This window comes from Nocardia sp. NBC_01009, assembly GCF_045208035.1.
In the GTDB taxonomy this organism is placed as follows: Bacteria; Actinomycetota; Actinomycetes; order Mycobacteriales; family Mycobacteriaceae; genus Nocardia.
In genome coordinates, this window is sequence record NZ_CP108695.1 from 1598030 (window position 1) to 1612752 (window position 14723).

Annotated in this window: 13 protein-coding genes; 10 read left to right on the forward strand and 3 right to left on the reverse strand. The window is 65.7% G+C overall.

Annotated features, from left to right (window positions below):
• Positions 1–2: 2 nt before the first annotated feature.
• Positions 3–1352, reverse strand: coding sequence for a serine hydrolase domain-containing protein (locus OHA42_RS06930; RefSeq protein WP_406235510.1), 1350 nt, complete (start codon positions 1350–1352; stop codon positions 3–5).
• Between the two features lie 683 nt (positions 1353–2035).
• Between OHA42_RS06930 and OHA42_RS06935 the strand changes: the two genes are divergently transcribed.
• Both OHA42_RS06935 and OHA42_RS06940 read left to right on the forward strand, forming a co-directional pair.
• On the forward strand, positions 2036–2467 hold the full coding sequence (locus tag OHA42_RS06935; protein WP_406239149.1) for a Fur family transcriptional regulator: 432 nt from the start codon (positions 2036–2038) through the stop codon (positions 2465–2467).
• A gap of 66 nt (positions 2468–2533) precedes the next feature.
• A complete protein-coding gene (locus OHA42_RS06940; protein ID WP_328408330.1) occupies positions 2534–4003 on the forward strand; it encodes a catalase in 1470 nt (489 codons plus the stop codon).
• Between the two features lie 430 nt (positions 4004–4433).
• Here the strand turns inward: OHA42_RS06940 and OHA42_RS06945 are convergent, their stop codons facing one another.
• On the reverse strand, positions 4434–5924 hold the full coding sequence (locus OHA42_RS06945) for a DUF222 domain-containing protein (RefSeq protein WP_406235512.1): 1491 nt from the start codon (positions 5922–5924) through the stop codon (positions 4434–4436).
• 195 nt (positions 5925–6119) lie between these two features.
• On the opposite strand from OHA42_RS06945, the gene bla reads away from it, so the two are divergent.
• From bla to OHA42_RS06985, 8 genes are all read left to right on the forward strand, one after another.
• Positions 6120–7031: a class A beta-lactamase gene (gene bla / locus OHA42_RS06950; RefSeq protein WP_406235514.1), complete on the forward strand. Its 912-nt coding sequence runs from the start codon at positions 6120–6122 to the stop codon at positions 7029–7031.
• Between the two features lie 120 nt (positions 7032–7151).
• Positions 7152–7844, forward strand: a complete 693-nt coding sequence (locus tag OHA42_RS06955; RefSeq protein WP_406235516.1) for a hypothetical protein — start codon at positions 7152–7154, stop codon at positions 7842–7844.
• Between the two features lie 560 nt (positions 7845–8404).
• Positions 8405–8899, forward strand: a complete 495-nt coding sequence (locus OHA42_RS06960) for a hypothetical protein (protein WP_406235518.1) — start codon at positions 8405–8407, stop codon at positions 8897–8899.
• A gap of 353 nt (positions 8900–9252) precedes the next feature.
• Positions 9253–9933 carry an arsenate reductase ArsC gene (locus OHA42_RS06965; protein ID WP_406235520.1) on the forward strand — a complete coding sequence of 227 codons (681 nt, stop codon included), beginning with the start codon at positions 9253–9255 and terminating at the stop codon, positions 9931–9933.
• A gap of 159 nt (positions 9934–10092) precedes the next feature.
• The gene (locus OHA42_RS06970; RefSeq protein ID WP_406235522.1) at positions 10093–10608 is read left to right on the forward strand and encodes a hypothetical protein; all 516 of its coding nucleotides are present in this window, start codon (positions 10093–10095) and stop codon (positions 10606–10608) included.
• A gap of 5 nt (positions 10609–10613) precedes the next feature.
• Positions 10614–11528 (forward strand): SCO2523 family variant P-loop protein, encoded by a 915-nt coding sequence (locus OHA42_RS06975; RefSeq protein WP_406235524.1) that lies wholly within the window; start codon positions 10614–10616, stop codon positions 11526–11528.
• 70 nt (positions 11529–11598) lie between these two features.
• Positions 11599–12825, forward strand: a complete 1227-nt coding sequence (locus tag OHA42_RS06980) for a cytochrome P450 (protein WP_406235525.1) — start codon at positions 11599–11601, stop codon at positions 12823–12825.
• Positions 12822–13412, forward strand: a complete 591-nt coding sequence (locus tag OHA42_RS06985) for a TetR/AcrR family transcriptional regulator (RefSeq protein WP_406235527.1) — start codon at positions 12822–12824, stop codon at positions 13410–13412. Before OHA42_RS06980 ends, OHA42_RS06985 begins: the two co-directional genes overlap by 4 nt.
• Before the next feature lie 57 nt (positions 13413–13469).
• On the opposite strand, the gene OHA42_RS06990 is transcribed toward OHA42_RS06985, so the two are convergent.
• Positions 13470–14711 (reverse strand): FAD-dependent monooxygenase, encoded by a 1242-nt coding sequence (locus tag OHA42_RS06990; RefSeq protein WP_406235529.1) that lies wholly within the window; start codon positions 14709–14711, stop codon positions 13470–13472.
• Positions 14712–14723 lie beyond the last annotated feature (12 nt).

Consider the following 14723-nt stretch of genomic DNA (forward strand, 5'->3'; position numbering starts at 1 on the left):
ATTCAGCGAATCCCGGGCGTGCGTGGATCGGGGCCGAGGCATACCAGAATGACGCAGCCGGGCGCGGTGTCCGCGAACGGTGGGGCCAGCGGGTAGTTCAGGCAGGCGAAGACATTGCAGCCCGGATATGCCGCCGGCCCGATTCCGAAGACCGCGAGCAGGATGTTGTTATCGACGAATCGGCTCGGATCCAGTCGCACCGGCGGCTCGATGTAGGGACCTGGGTCGGGGAGCGGCCTTTCGTCGAACGCGGCGAACAGCCTGCGGAAGAATTCGTACGGCAGTTCCGCGATGTTCTGCACGATTCCGGACAGGCCCTGGCGGCTGACGTTCCCGTAGGCCCCGGTCCAGACCACGGTCAGGTCCAGGCTGGGGATGATGAAGACGTCCTGCAGGCCGAGCCCGGACATCGCATACACATCGGGGGGTAGGAAGGTGGCGGTCTCCGCGCACCCGGGCCCGGTCCAGAAGAGGTACCCGTAGCAACTGTTCGTCGCCGAGGGCTGCCGCGCCTGCCGCAGATACTCCTGCGACACGAGTTGCTCGGTGCCCCAGCGCCCGTTGTTGCTCACCAGCAGGCCCAGCTTCGCGAAATCGTTCGGCGGGATCATCAGGTGCGCGTATCCGTAGGTGTGTCCGGCGCGATCGCGCGCCCAGTAGTAATCGCCGCGAGCAATGCCGAGCGGATCGAACAGCTCCCGCTGCGCGAATTGTTGCAGTGGTTCGCCGACCGCCAATTCGATGACATACGCGAGCAGGTCGACATTGCGCTGGCTGTAGCTGAACGCCGTGCCGGGCGGGTCGTTCAGTGGTACACCGAGCGCCTGCACCGCGCTGTTCGGGTCGATGGGAATCACTCCCGTAATGCCCTCGGTGAGCACTCCGACGCGCATGCCCGAGCTCTCGGTGAGCAGGTTCTCCACCGTGATCGACCGATGGACTTCGTCACCGAGTCCCGGCGGCAGATATCGATCGATCGGCGCATCGATGTCGAGCTTGCCTTGGTCCCAAGCTATTCCGGCGAGCACCGAGACCACGCTTTTGGTCGCGCTCCAGATATTCCACGCGACGTTTCCGGTTCGATCGTTCGTCGGCCCCTCGCCGATCAGGCAGTTGTGCCGGAAGACCTGCACATTCAACCGATTCCGCTCGCCGGCGAAGGCCACGGCTTCGGCCAGCCGTTGCGAATCCAGCCCCACCTGTTCCGGCGCCGCCCGCTCCGGTTCCCGCCCGGACGACACCCCGCAGGTCCTCTGCTCGGCCGAGGTCGCCTGCGCACTCCCGGCGAACACACTCCCCGCCACCAGCGATACCGCCGCGATTCCTGCCAGGAATCCGTAGAAACGCCCCATGGCCAAAGGCTATCGTGCCGACACCCGATGCACTGGGCAACAGGCTGAGCGTCGGCCGGGCAAAAATTTGGCGCTACGAGGAGGCCGAATTGCCGGGTTACCCGAGGGTGCACAGCAGTTCCGCCGCCTCCAGCACTCGGCGCCCCGATCTGATCGGGTATATCCGTTGCCGCTGACTACGTTCCGGCTTGGTCAACGCCCACAACCCAGGCGCCCCGGCGGCGACCGTGCCGATGACGCGCGTCGCGAGCTCGGACTTTTTGCACACCGGTGGCATCGATCGTGGTGATGGCGAGGGATGCCACCGCCGCATCCCTCGACCACCGTGTCGCGGACCACGAATCGAGCGCTCGGAATCGGAGCATCACCGAATATGCGAAACGCCGCCAGATCGTCAGACCTGGCGGCGCTGAGCCGCCGGACGCCACGCCAGCGTCACGACTCGGTGCCGACGTCCCACAAGCGCCTCTCGGCGAGTGGTCGCTCGAAGCGACAAAAGGGGTGAGGCCCGGGGCTGTCCGGACGCCGACAGGGGTGGTCAACCGTGCTGCGCTGCGATCTATTCCGCACCGTCGAATGTGATCCACGCCACGGGCGACGGCACGCTCTCGGCCTACGAGATGCGGTTACTTGAGAAAATCATTCTCTTGACTAATTCCAGAAAAGAAGCAACCATCGTGGGCATGCACACCGACACCACCGATCCGCGCGAACAGTTGCGCGCGGCAGGCCTGCGGGTTACTGCCCCGCGGGTCGCGGTGCTGGATGCGGTCGCAGCCCGACCGCATTCGGACGCCGATCGGCTTGCTGCCACGGTCCGGGAAGCATTGGGTTCGGTATCCACACAGGCCGTCTACGACGTGCTTCGGGCCTGCGTGCACGCCGGAATCCTGCGGCGTATCGAGCCGGCAGGTTCGGCCGCGCGCTACGAGACCCGTACCGGAGACAACCACCATCACCTGGTGTGCCGAAGCTGCGACACGGTCGTGGACGTGGACTGTGTTGTGGGCAGCGCCCCCTGCCTGGAACCCGTGGACGACCACGGTTTCACGATCGATGAGGCAGAGGTCGTCTTCTGGGGTCTGTGCAGTACCTGTCGTTCCCGAGAACGGTAGTCACCCCGACAGCCCGGGACAGCCCATCCCCGGGACGTTTGTTCCATCAACCGAGGAGGCTTCGACATGACCGAGCCGACAACCACCAACACCGGTACCCCGGTGCAGAGCGACGACGAGTCGCTGACCGCGGGCGCCCAGGGCCCCATCCTGTTGCACGACCATTACCTCATCGAGAAGCTCGCCCAGTTCAACCGTGAGCGGGTGCCGGAGCGGATCGTGCACGCCAAGGGTGCGGGCGCCTACGGTGAGCTGGTTGTGACCAACGATGTCAGCCGCTACACCAAGGCCAAGCTGTTCCAGCCGGGTGCGCGGACCGAGTCGCTGGTGCGTTTCTCCACGGTGGCCGGTGAGCAGGGCAGCCCCGACACCTGGCGCGACCCACGCGGTTTCGCGGTGAAGTTCTACACCGAGGACGGCAACTACGACCTCGTCGGCAACAACACTCCGGTCTTCTTCATCACCGACCCGATCAAGTTCCCCGACTTCATCCGGTCCCAGAAACGCCTGCCCGGCAACGGACTTCGCGATCACACCATGCAGTGGGACTTCTGGACCCTGCGCCCGGAGACCGCGCACCAGGTGACCTGGCTGATGGGTGACCGTGGCATCCCGAAGACCTACCGCCACATGAACGGCTACGGTTCGCACACCTACCAGTGGATCAACGCTGCGGGCGAGCGCTTCTGGGTGAAGTACCACTTCAAGACCGACCAGGGCATCGACTACCTGACCCAAGCCGACGCCGACCGGATCGCCGGCGAGAACGCCGACTATCACCGCAAGGACCTCTGGGACGCGATCGAGCGCGGCGAGTTCCCGAGTTGGACGGTGCACGTGCAGGTCATGCCGGTTGCCGAGGCCGCGGGCTACCGGTTCAACCCGTTCGACCTGACCAAGGTGTGGTCGCACCAGGACTACCCGCTGATCGAGGTCGGCAAGTGGACCCTGAACCGCAACCCGGGCAACTACTTCGTCGACATCGAGCAGGCCGCCTTCGAGCCGTCGAATATCGTTCCCGGCATTGGTTTCTCGCCGGACAAGATGCTGTTGGGCCGGGTGTTCGCCTATGCAGATGCGCACCGCTACCGGATCGGCACCAACTATGCGCAGCTGCCGCCCAACCGTGCCAAGGCCGCCGAGGTGAACTCCTACTCCAAGGAGGGCTCCATGCGCTACGAGTACAACGACGCGAGTGTGCCGGTGTACGCGCCGAATTCCTTCGGCGGCCCGCACGCCGACCCGGAACAGGCGCCGGATGGCGGCATCTGGGAGTTCGATCCCACGGTCGTGCGCGCGGGCTACCTCGAGCACGCCGAGGATGGCGACTTCACCCAGGCGGGCACCTTGGTACGTGAGGTGCTCGACGATGACCAGCGAGATCGCCTGGTGAACAACATCGTCGGCCACGTGCTCGGTGGGGTGCAGGAGCCGGTGCTGAGCCGGGTCTTCGAGTACTGGAAGAACGTGGACTCCGATCTCGGCAAGCGGGTCGAGGAAGGCGTGCGTGCAGGACTGAACGGCGCATCGGCGTAGCAGACCAGAACGTCGGCAGGTGCTTACCTCTTTAGGTGTGCACCTGCCGTGCTCTGTGTGCTCAGCTTTCAGGCGTTGCGATGGAGCAGTGGCGTGTGGGGCGTTCGCGCCGGGTGTCATCTGCGTCGGCCAATGCACAGCAGTGGGCCTCAGGCGCGGAAAGCAATTCGGAGACGTCCAGCAAGGCGCGCCTTCCCAGGGTTTCCGAGCAGTGCTGGGTACGTCGTGTGCTGTACACGACTTGCTCTGCCGGGGCTTGGGTGAGCAGGCACACAGCTTCCAGCGTGGTCGACTGGCTGCGGTTGCGTTTCGGGCATTTTGGAGTGACGACGCACAGGCATTGTTGCTCTGGGCGAGCGTGGGCGGCCAGTTCAATGCGCGCGGCAGCTGGTCTGTGGTGGGTGCGTGCGCGGGTCCCTCGGACTGGTGTTTATGCCGCATGACTGCCTTGCCGCTGGAGTTGCTTCAGCCGGTGGCGGTGTTGTTGTCGCTGTTGTTCGTCGCGATGATGGATGCGGGCCATCGCTTCGGCGAGGAGTTCGCCGGGGTGGTGGCGATGGTTGATCTGTGGTGTTCGGGTGGGGTCGATGTGTGGCGGGGCGATCCATGCGATGCGGCCCGGGTGCTGCGAATCCGGTCCCAGCACAATAGTTTTCCAGCCGCCCGGCCCATCGTGGACGAGGGCGTGGCAGTGATCGCAGGCCAGGGTTTCGTTGCCGATATCGGTCGGGCCGCCCTTGATCCAGTCGGTCACGTGGTGGGTGGCGCACAGGCTGGCGGGGGCATCGCAGCCGGGGCGGGTGCAGCCGCGTACGGATGCGATCAATGCCATCCGCTGTGCCGCGGTGGCGAGTCGTTTGGCGCGCCCGAAATGTAGTGGCATTCCTTGGTGATCGAACACCGCAAGGAAAGGCTGTGACCGTTCGGCGAGCTGCAACGCTTCAGCGACGGGGACGGTGCCGCCGGTCGCGGTGGTCGCGACTCCGGCCGCGCGTTCGACGTCGGCGATGCTCATCGTCAGGATGGTGGAGACCGGGAGCCCGCGATGTGCGCCGAGCTTGTCGGCCGACATCCCGGGTTGCAGCAGCGCTACCAGGGCATCGTGATTGCGCTGCGCGGCGGTGCGGGTATCGCGTGCGGCCGCGGCAACCATCGCTTCGCGGTCCACGTATTCGCAATCGCCGGAAGGGCTTTCCGGATCGTCGGGGTTGTTCATGCCGGGCCGGGCCAACTTGGCGACCACGGGATCCAGCAAGGCGCGCAGAGTGGGGGTGAGCTCGCCGCGGAGGGAGGACATGCCATCGGCGCGCTGGCGTCCGATCATGATCCCGCGCATCCGCTTGCGATCCTGGTCGTCGGTGAGCTTTCCGTCCGGGTCCAGGTAGGCGAGGATCGCATCGCCGACCTTGGCGATATCGTCGGGTGAACCGGTGCGGGCGTGCTCGGCCAGAACCTCTTCGGCCGCTTCGAATTCCGGGTCCGCGGTCGAACCGGGGACTCGCTTCAATATCGCAGCGATCCGGTTGGCATGGTCGGCGGAGATGTCGCCATCCGCCAGGGCGGCAGCGGTCCGAGGGTGTCGTGGCTCATGCGTTTCCCCCGACATGTCGCGCCAGGTGCCGAGGCAGTGCGCTGCGGCGATACGGCGGCCCGCTTCCTGACTGGACAGGCGCAGGGTTTCCATCAGGAATCCCCTCGGTCCGTGTGCGCCTGCTCGGGCGGGAATGTGGCGTTCGACTACCTCGACGGTCAACCGATTGGCGAGGGCGGCCAGCATTCGGCCGCTGCGTTCGACATCGCGCAGCAGTTGGGTGACTTTGTCGTCGGATAGACCGGTGAGAGGTTGTTCGAGCAGGTCGGTGACGGCGCTGAGCAACGGGTCGGCGACCCGTTGCTCGGCTACTTCACCGTTCGAACTCATGTTCTAATAATATCGAGCAGGACCGGCTTTTGCACTAGAAAATGCCATCTGATCTGCGCCTTTTCACAATATGGTCGTGATCCGGGCAGAGGAGACCCCGTCGGGAAGTGGTGCTGCGTGCTACGTGGTGTCTCACGGGCCATCTGGGCATAGGCCCGTTTGTTCGGCTACCCGACCGCCTGACACAGTGAGGGCATGTTTCGGCTGACACGTAACTATCGGGTAGTCATCGCCGCCGCGCTCGCGCTTCCACTACTCGCCGCCTGCGGCACCGATTCGCAAGCGGCGCAAGAGCTTCCGAGCACGGCCGCGCCGGTGCAGGCCGCCGCGCGGATCGCGGACCTGGAGATGCGCTACGAATCCCAAATCGGTTTGTTCGCCGTGGACACCGCCACCGACAAAACCGTGTCGAACAGCGCCAACCAGCGTTTCCCGTTGTTGTCCACGTTCAAGACCCTTGCCGTGGCGGCCTTGCTGAAGGCGCATCCGCTCGACACCGGATATTTCGACCGCGTCATCCAGTTCACCGAGGCCGACCTCGTCGCGAACTCGCCCGTCACCAGCACGAAAGTCGCCACCGGAATGTCGGTCGCCGAGCTCTCCGAAGCGGCGATCACCCGCAGCGACAACACCGCCGCCAACCTGCTGCTGCGCGAACTCGGCGGCCCCGCGGAGGTGACGGCGTTCCTGCGCACACTCGGCGACCAGGTGAGCAGGCTGGATCGGTGGGAACCCGAACTCAACTCCGCCGTCCCCGGCGATCCACAGGACACCACCACCCCAGCCGCGCTCGCCGCCGACTATCGCGCCTTGGTCCTCGGCGATGCACTCGGAACCTCGGAGCGTGACCGATTGATTTCCTGGTTGAAGGCGAATACCACCGGCAACAAGCGAATTCGCGCCGGTGTCCCCGTCAACTGGACAACCGGCGACAAGACCGGCACCGGAGCCTACGGCTGCCTGAACGACGTGGCGATCACCTGGCCCGACGGCGGCCGAGCCCCGATCGTCATCGCGGTGCTGACCCGCAAAGGCACCGCGGACGCCACGGGAGACGACGCGGTCATCGCCGACGCCACCAAGCTCGCCACCGAATCCCTGCGCTGATCCTCGACAGCTCACCCTCGTCCTCGCCCCCCCGGAACCAAGGTTGCTGTTCGAAATCGGAACGGTCGATTTCGAGCGAGTCCGGTTCCCCGAGCAACCCGTGCGACGTAGCTTGACCCAGTGGCTGCCGACGACGACACCGCATCGCCGAACCCTAGCCAGGAGCCTGTCGGTCCGCCCGAACCGCCGGCTCCGGAGGTGTCGTCGTCGGACCTGGCAGCCCTCCAGCGCCAACTGGAACTCGCGAAGCGCAGCGGGCGGTACGCGCTGATCACCGCGATTGTCTCGGCTGTGATCTCGGCCAGCGCGTCGGCGTGGTCATCTATCCACGTGAGCAGCACGGGAATGGACCGGCAGCAGCGATTCGCGGCAGCGCAGGCCGTCCGGTCGAATCGCGAATCCGTCTACGTGGATTTCGTTGTTGCTTACAGTGGCCTCGTAGGGCAGCTGGGTCGTCTGCGCGCCGCCTTGCAGCTCCATCCACCGGATTTCGTGTACCTGTCATCGGAATTCGACAAGCTCTTCGAACCGATGCAAATCCTGCTACGTGCCGAAACCGCGGTCCGTATCGTGGGCAGCGAGATGGGCCCAGCCCTCGCCCGCTGGGATAGGACGCTGCGGGCGCTCACCGTGGGCCCCGAGTCCTTGGAGGTCGTCCGGGACCATCTCGATCAATACCGGGGTCGGTTTACCGACGACGACCAATGGCGTCGAATCTCGACCGTGGGAATATCGGCGATCGAGAGATTCTCGACGGACACCGCCGTGGATGAGATCGCCGAGCGCGCCCGCGAAGACCTGGGCTCCGGATGATCCCCATCGGCGAAACCGGTCGCCGACATTCGGGCTGATCGGTGCGGTGTCGGGCCAGGGTCGGTTGAACTCGCATCCGTCGCCGCAGCCTGTGCGGTCCGCGTGGCCGGCCGCGCTGGCGCTGATGCTGATGCGTGAAAGCAAGTCCGATGCGGTCGGCCCGGACGGGGCCGAGGCGGAGCCGCCGAATCCATCGACTGGCAGTCGCGCTGTAAACCGCTCCGCCCCTGGCTGTTCCAGCCAGGGGCGGAGCTTGTTCGTCACAGGCTGCGGCTACACCGCACTACAGCAGGCCCCACCAATACAGCAGGGTAGCCAGTATCCACACGACCACGGTTTCCATCGCCGCTCCAATCTCCTTGGCGCCCTCATCTCCATCATCCGCCGATTCGGGCTCACATGGTGGTAACTCGACCGGTTCCCGCTGATATCGACGGCTCTACCTGCGATCTTGTGCCTACAAGATCTTCTTAAGGGCGTGCCAAGCCCCGGGCTGCATTGTTTGTGTCAACACCGGAACACACCGGAAAACAATCACCCGGACCCGACAAGGACAGACGATGATCGGCAAGCTGACCACCGCCCTCGCCCTCACGACCACCGCAGGCGCCCTGGTGTTCGGCGCGGGCACCGCGATCGCGGACACCACCGGCCACCCCGGCGCCGCGCTCACCGGTCAGGCCACCTGCACCCACCGGAGCGATCGCATCGAGATCGAGATCGCCGCCCCCATCGTTTACGCGCAGGCAGGCTATCGGCCCGGCGAACACCAGTTGATCCGGTACCGCACCGTCGTCTACGACGCGGCCAAGGGCACCCTGGCCGTCGCGAGCGAGTGGGAGAAGGGCAAAGCCACCGACACCAAGGCTGCCGACATGGACGGCGCGGAGCTGAGGGTGCTGCGCAACGACCCGAACGCCTACAAGGTCATCCAGCAGGTCGAGTGGCTGGCGCCGGACGGGGAGAACCCCGTCGCCAGCACAGATCTCTACGCCACCGGCTACCAGATCAAGGACGGCCGCACCGTCCTCGGCACCTTCGAGTACTGCCAGTAGGCAGCGCCAGGGGGAAATAAGCCACCACCGGGGGGTGGGAACCGGGCACGACCTGTCTTCGAGGGGTTGACAGGTCACGCCCAGGGAAAAGGCCAGCCGGACCGGTCCACGAGGGGTGACCGGTCCGGCCGGCTTTCGTTAGAGCGCAGACACTTTCGGATGGCTCTTCCAGGAGCTGACCGGCAACCGCCACTGCCGAAGGTAACCATTCGGTGCACGCCGACGATCCCACCCAGGTATGGGTCGGGCCGGTTCACGAGGGGTGACCGGCCCGGCCGCTTTTCCACCGAACGTGGTCGGTGTCACCGGCTGTTCGTTTGCCGGACCTGATCAGGGGCTGACAGTCTGGAAAGGTGTCTCAGCCCGAAGCGTCCGACCCGACCGAAAGCTCAGCCACTCCGACCCCGTACCGCCTGCTGTCCCTCGATCATCAGACCGCCCTGGACAACGCCGAGTTCCGGCTGCGCGAAGAGTTCGCGACCATGTTCGATCAGGAAACGATCCACCGCTTCCTGTACCGCTCATACGAGGGTTTCGCCGCCCGCGCCACGGTGACGATCTACCTGCCACTGCTCGCCGAAAGATTCGGCAGGCAGCGTCTGCAGGCCCTGGCCAAGGTGGAAGGTAAAGTCCCGCAACCTCGTCCGACCGTGCTGTTCATGTGCACGCACAACGCGGGCCGCTCCCAGATCGCCCTCGGCTATTTCACCCACCTCGCGAAGGGGCGCGCCGTCGCTTGGTCCGGCGGCTCGGACCCGAGTGGCGCCCTCAACCCGGCCGCGATCGAGTCCATGGCCGAGATCGGCATCGACATCGCTGACGAATACCCCAAGCCGTGGACCGACGAAATCATTCGCGCCGCCGATGTCATCGTCACCATGGGCTGCGGCGACACCTGCCCGCTCGTGCCCGGTCCCCGCTACGAGGAATGGATCATCGAAGACCCGGCCGGACTCGACATCGAGCAGGTCCGCCCTATCCGCGACGACATCGGCTCTCGCATCGAGAAGTTGCTCACCGAACTCGGTGTGTAGTTGTGACGTTGCGGCCCTGGTCGCCGCCGATCGGCCAGGCGGTCACGGAATTACCTGCCCCGGTGTCCGTTTCAGAATCTGATCGCCGAACATTGTGCGCCGATCAGCTGCTCTGCTCACCGGGGTTGGCGCACACTCGGAGACGTCGGTGTTCGCGGCATGGAGAACGGGGGGCTGATGCGTATTCGGCCACGGCAACAGCTCTTGGACCTCTGGCGGTCGATGCTGGCCGCCTGCTATCACGAGGGAACGTGGGAGTGGGGTGGGTGTGATGGCGCCAACTCGATCAGCGATGCGCAACAACTGCTCTGTCTGCTGTATCCGGCCACCGAGATCGGAGCGTTCGCGCTCGACAGTCCGGACGATATGGCCGCCGACGTCAGCTCCGCGCTGGAGTCGCTCGGCCCGCCCCTGCAGATCGGGGCGGTCACCGTCGGCGTGCTCGAGGATTACCTCACCCGCTACACCGGCCCCGAGGGAGAACCGGTCTTTGCCGCCGGCGGCCACCTGCGTTCCGCCGACGACCGCGCTCTCATCGACGCTCAGCTCGGGCAGCTGGATCGGGCGCGGCAACTGCTCGACACCCGTCCCGCCACCGCGTTCAGTCTGGCCAGCGCTGCCCTGATCGGGCTCGATGAGCTGGCGTATGCCCGCCGGGACGCGGAAAGAGGCTAGTGCGCATGCTCGTCTTCTCGACCTCCGACAAGGGCGGCGCCGGTCGATCGGTGACCAGCTGCAACCTCGCCTACCGACTCTGCCTGAGCGGCAAGGACGTGGCATATCTCGACTTCACGTTCGGCTCGCCGACGGCCGGGGCATTGTTCGAGATCGACGATGTCGCACGTGGCGCGACTTCCGGCGGACTGCACTCGTATCTGCTCGGCAGTGTCGGATTTCCTGCCGGAGTCGATGTCCATGCGATGACCGACCGGGCTGCCTTGCGCAGTTCGGCTTCTCGCGCGGCCAAGCTGGTGTTGTTTCCCGGCGACAAGGGCGGTGCCGAATTCCTGACCGTAAACGACGGCATGGTGCATCGGTGCGCGGATCTGCTGTCGCAATTGGAGCGCACATTCGAGGTGGTCGTTGTCGACCTCAGCGCAGGGCGTTCGGCCGCATTGGAGTTGGCGCTGAGAGCCACTGCGCTGCCGCAACTTCGAGCGCATACCGTGCGCTGGCTGGTGTTCCATCGTTGGAGCAGGCAGCACATTTTGGCGGCGGCCGGGCTGGTGCACGGCCCGAACGGGTTGCTGCGGGTCGGTCGGGAGTGGGGGCACGATGCGGTGTGTCTGCTCGAATCGGTTCGGTATGTCCGAACAGCAGTCCCATCGGTCGCCGCGCTGAGCATGATGAGCCACCCTGCTCAGGCGGCATGGTTGGCCGAGCAAGACGAAGTGCTCAAACGGCTCGCCTCGAGCAATCGGCTGGGCGCGAGCGCACTGCTGGGCACAACACCGGTGGAGCCCGTGCTGCAATGGCGTGAACAGGTCATTCTCGATGTGGATGTCGACGCGCACATTGCCAACCCGGCGACAGCCGACGCGTTCGTCGAGCTGGCGCATCGGCTCCTCGACGATGGGACATGGGAATCGTTCTGATGCGGAACACCAGATTCAGGACCTCCGGGACGCGGTAGACAAAATGTTGAATCTGTCTTACCGTCAGTACATGTTGCTCCAAGAGTATCGTGATGCTCCGAGGTTCGAACTGCGGTCGGGTACGACGTGGAAGTCGCCGTGGGGGATGTATGCCGCGCTGCGTGAGCAGGATCCGGTGCATCATGTGGTGCCGGAGGGGCGGCCCGAGCAGAACTACTGGGTGCTCACGCGGCACGCGGATGTGTATGCGGCAGTGCGGGATACGGAGACGTTCTCCTCCAGCGAAGGGCTGACAGTGGAGTACGGGGAGCTCGAGCAGATCGGGCTGACCGACAATCCGCCGCTGGTGATGCAGGATCCGCCGGTGCACACCGAATTTCGGCGACTGGTTGCGCGCGGGTTTACGCCGCGGCAGGTCGTCGACGTCGAGCCGGTGGTGCGTGGCTTCGTCAGGCAACGCCTGGATCAGCTGGCCGAGCAGGGTGGGGGCGACATCGTCGAGCAACTGTTCAAGCCGCTGCCGAGCATGGTTGTCGCGCACTATCTCGGGGTGCCGCCGGAGGATCGCGGGCGCTTCGACGGGTGGACCGATGCGGTGGTTGCGGGGAGTATCGACGCGCGTAACACCCATGCGCAGCAGGCTTCGATGGAGATGCTCGGCTACTTCGCCGAGCTGATCAAACGGCGTCGCACCGACCCGGGCGACGACACCGTGTCGCTCTTGGTGCAGGCGGGCCTGGCCGCGGACGACGACGATGTGCGCGGCCTCGTCCAGATCCTTGCCTACACCTGGACGATGGTCGCGGGCGGCAATGACACGACAACCGGATTACTCGGTGGCGCAGTGCAATTGCTGCAGCAGCACCCGGAGCAGCGTGCGGCGCTCGTGGCCGACAAGGACCGCATCGAGATCGCGATCGAGGAACTCGCCCGGCTGACCTCGCCTGTGCAGGGACTGGCCCGGACAACGACCCGAGAGGTGGAATTGCACGGCACGACGGTGCCCGCGGGACGCAAGGTGTTGCTGGTCTACGGCGCGGCCAACCGTGACGACCGGGCCTACGGTACCGACGCCGAGGAACTGGACATCGACCGGAATCCCCAGCGGATCCTGACCTTCGGCCACGGCCCCCATCACTGTCTCGGTGCGGCGGCAGCGCGGATGCAGGCCCGAGTTGCCTTGGCGGAGTTGCTGGATCGCTTTCCCGACTACGTCGTCGACATCGATGCGGTCCAGTATGCATCGGGCCCGTACGTGCGCAGACCGACCACGATCCCGTTCCGGTGCACGGCATGAACGGTGACTGGTTGGCCGACGGCCGGGCCGAACTGGCGTCCGAACGCATCCTCGACGCGGTGCGCACGCTGTTCTTGGAGAAGGGTGTCAGCGGGGTCGGTATGGCCGAAGTCGCCGATGCTGCAGGGTGTTCCAGGGCGACGCTCTACCGCTACTTCGACAATCGCCAGGCGTTGTATGTGGCCTTCGCGGGTCGCGAGGCGCGGCAATTGGTCGAGCGGGTGTGGCGCGATCGGCCCGACGATGCGAGCGCCGACCGTGCCGAGCAGCTGCTCGACGGCGTTGCCGCGGTGCTCGCCGAGGTGCGCAAGACGCCGCACCTCGCGGTGTGGTTCGAGCCTGCCAACTCCGGAATCGTTGCCCAGCTGTCGAATTCGTCGCACGTGATCGATGCGATCGGCACCGGTTTCGTCGCGGGCTATCGTCCACGATTGGCCGCGGCCGCGGCGCGGATGCTCGGGCAGTGGGTGGTGCGGGTGGTCGTTTCTTTGCTGACGCTGCCGGGCGCGGGGGCGGACGAGGAGCAGGCGATGCTGCGAAACTTCCTGCTGCCCTTCCTGCTCGACGAGCGGACCGTCATCGAATGACCATGACCGGCGCCGTGGTGGACGGTGCCGGTCATGGTTGGTTCCTACGGCGGGCGATTACCCGACGGTCTGTGCCGAGTAGTCGGGCAGGTCGTAGGCGTCGGTCCCGCTGAGCATCTTCATCATCAGCGGTTTCATGATCTTGGCGGTCATCAGCTTGCTGACCATATGGCCCGCGCGAATCCCGAAGCGGGTCTTCGGGGTCATCGCCTTCAGACCGCCCGGCGGCAGCTCCTGCGCCTTGGCGACGAACGGCCGCAGCACCTCTTCGTAGCGGGCGAGCGCCTGCTGCGGATCACCGGCGTGTGCGACGATTTCGCCGGCCAGCACGTACGCGCCGACCAGGGCCATCGCGGTGCCCTGACCGGTGAGCGGCGAGCCACAGTAGCCCGCGTCGCCGAGCAGCACGACGCGGCCCTTCGAGTAGGTCGGCATGTCGATGCGCGCCAGCTCGTCGAAGTAGAAGTCGCCCGCCTCGGCCATGGCATCGCTCACCGTGTTCGCAATGGTGCCGCCGCCTGCCAGCCGCTCGCGGATCAGCTGCTGCTGTGCCGGGATATCGCGGCGCAGTGCCGGATCGGCGTCGGTGCGCATCGTGATGATCGCCTTGCAGGTGGTCGGGTCGTAATCGGGACGGAGACCGACGTTGGTCGCGCCGACCAGCGAGTTCATCGTGAACCAATTGTCTTCGGTGCCTGCGGGGGTCGGCAGCGTGAAGAAGGACATGTACCCACCGAGATAGGTCGAGAACTCCTCTTCCATGCCGAACACCAGCCGCCGGGTGGTGGAGTGCAGTCCGTCCGCGCCGATCACGATGTCGAAGCGTTCGGTGCTGCCGGAGGCGAAAGTGACATCGACGCCGGTGTCGTCCTGGCTGATGTCGGTGATCCATGTGCCGTAGCGGTAGTCGACGCCGCCCGCTTCGGCGAGCGCGTCGAGCAGTACCTGATTGAGGTCACCGCGGGTGAGCTCGATTTCGGCCACGGCGCCCTTGCCGTCGAACATCTCGGCGGGCATACGCAGCAGCTCCTTGCCTTCGCTGTCCACCATGACGATGCCGCGCTCGTCGAGCTGGACCTTCCGGATGCCGGGCATCAGGCCCATCCGCTCCGCGACCTCGCTGCTCGGCCCGCGCAGGTCGACGGCCTGACCGCCGGGGCGGGGCGCGTCGGCGCGCTCGACCACGGTGGCCCGGATGCCGGCCCGGAGCAGCTGCAGGGCAACGGCATTGCCGCCGATACCGCCGCCGGAAACGAGGACACGAGGCTGGTCGGTGGGGGTGGCGGAGTTGGCATTCATGTTCTGATCCCT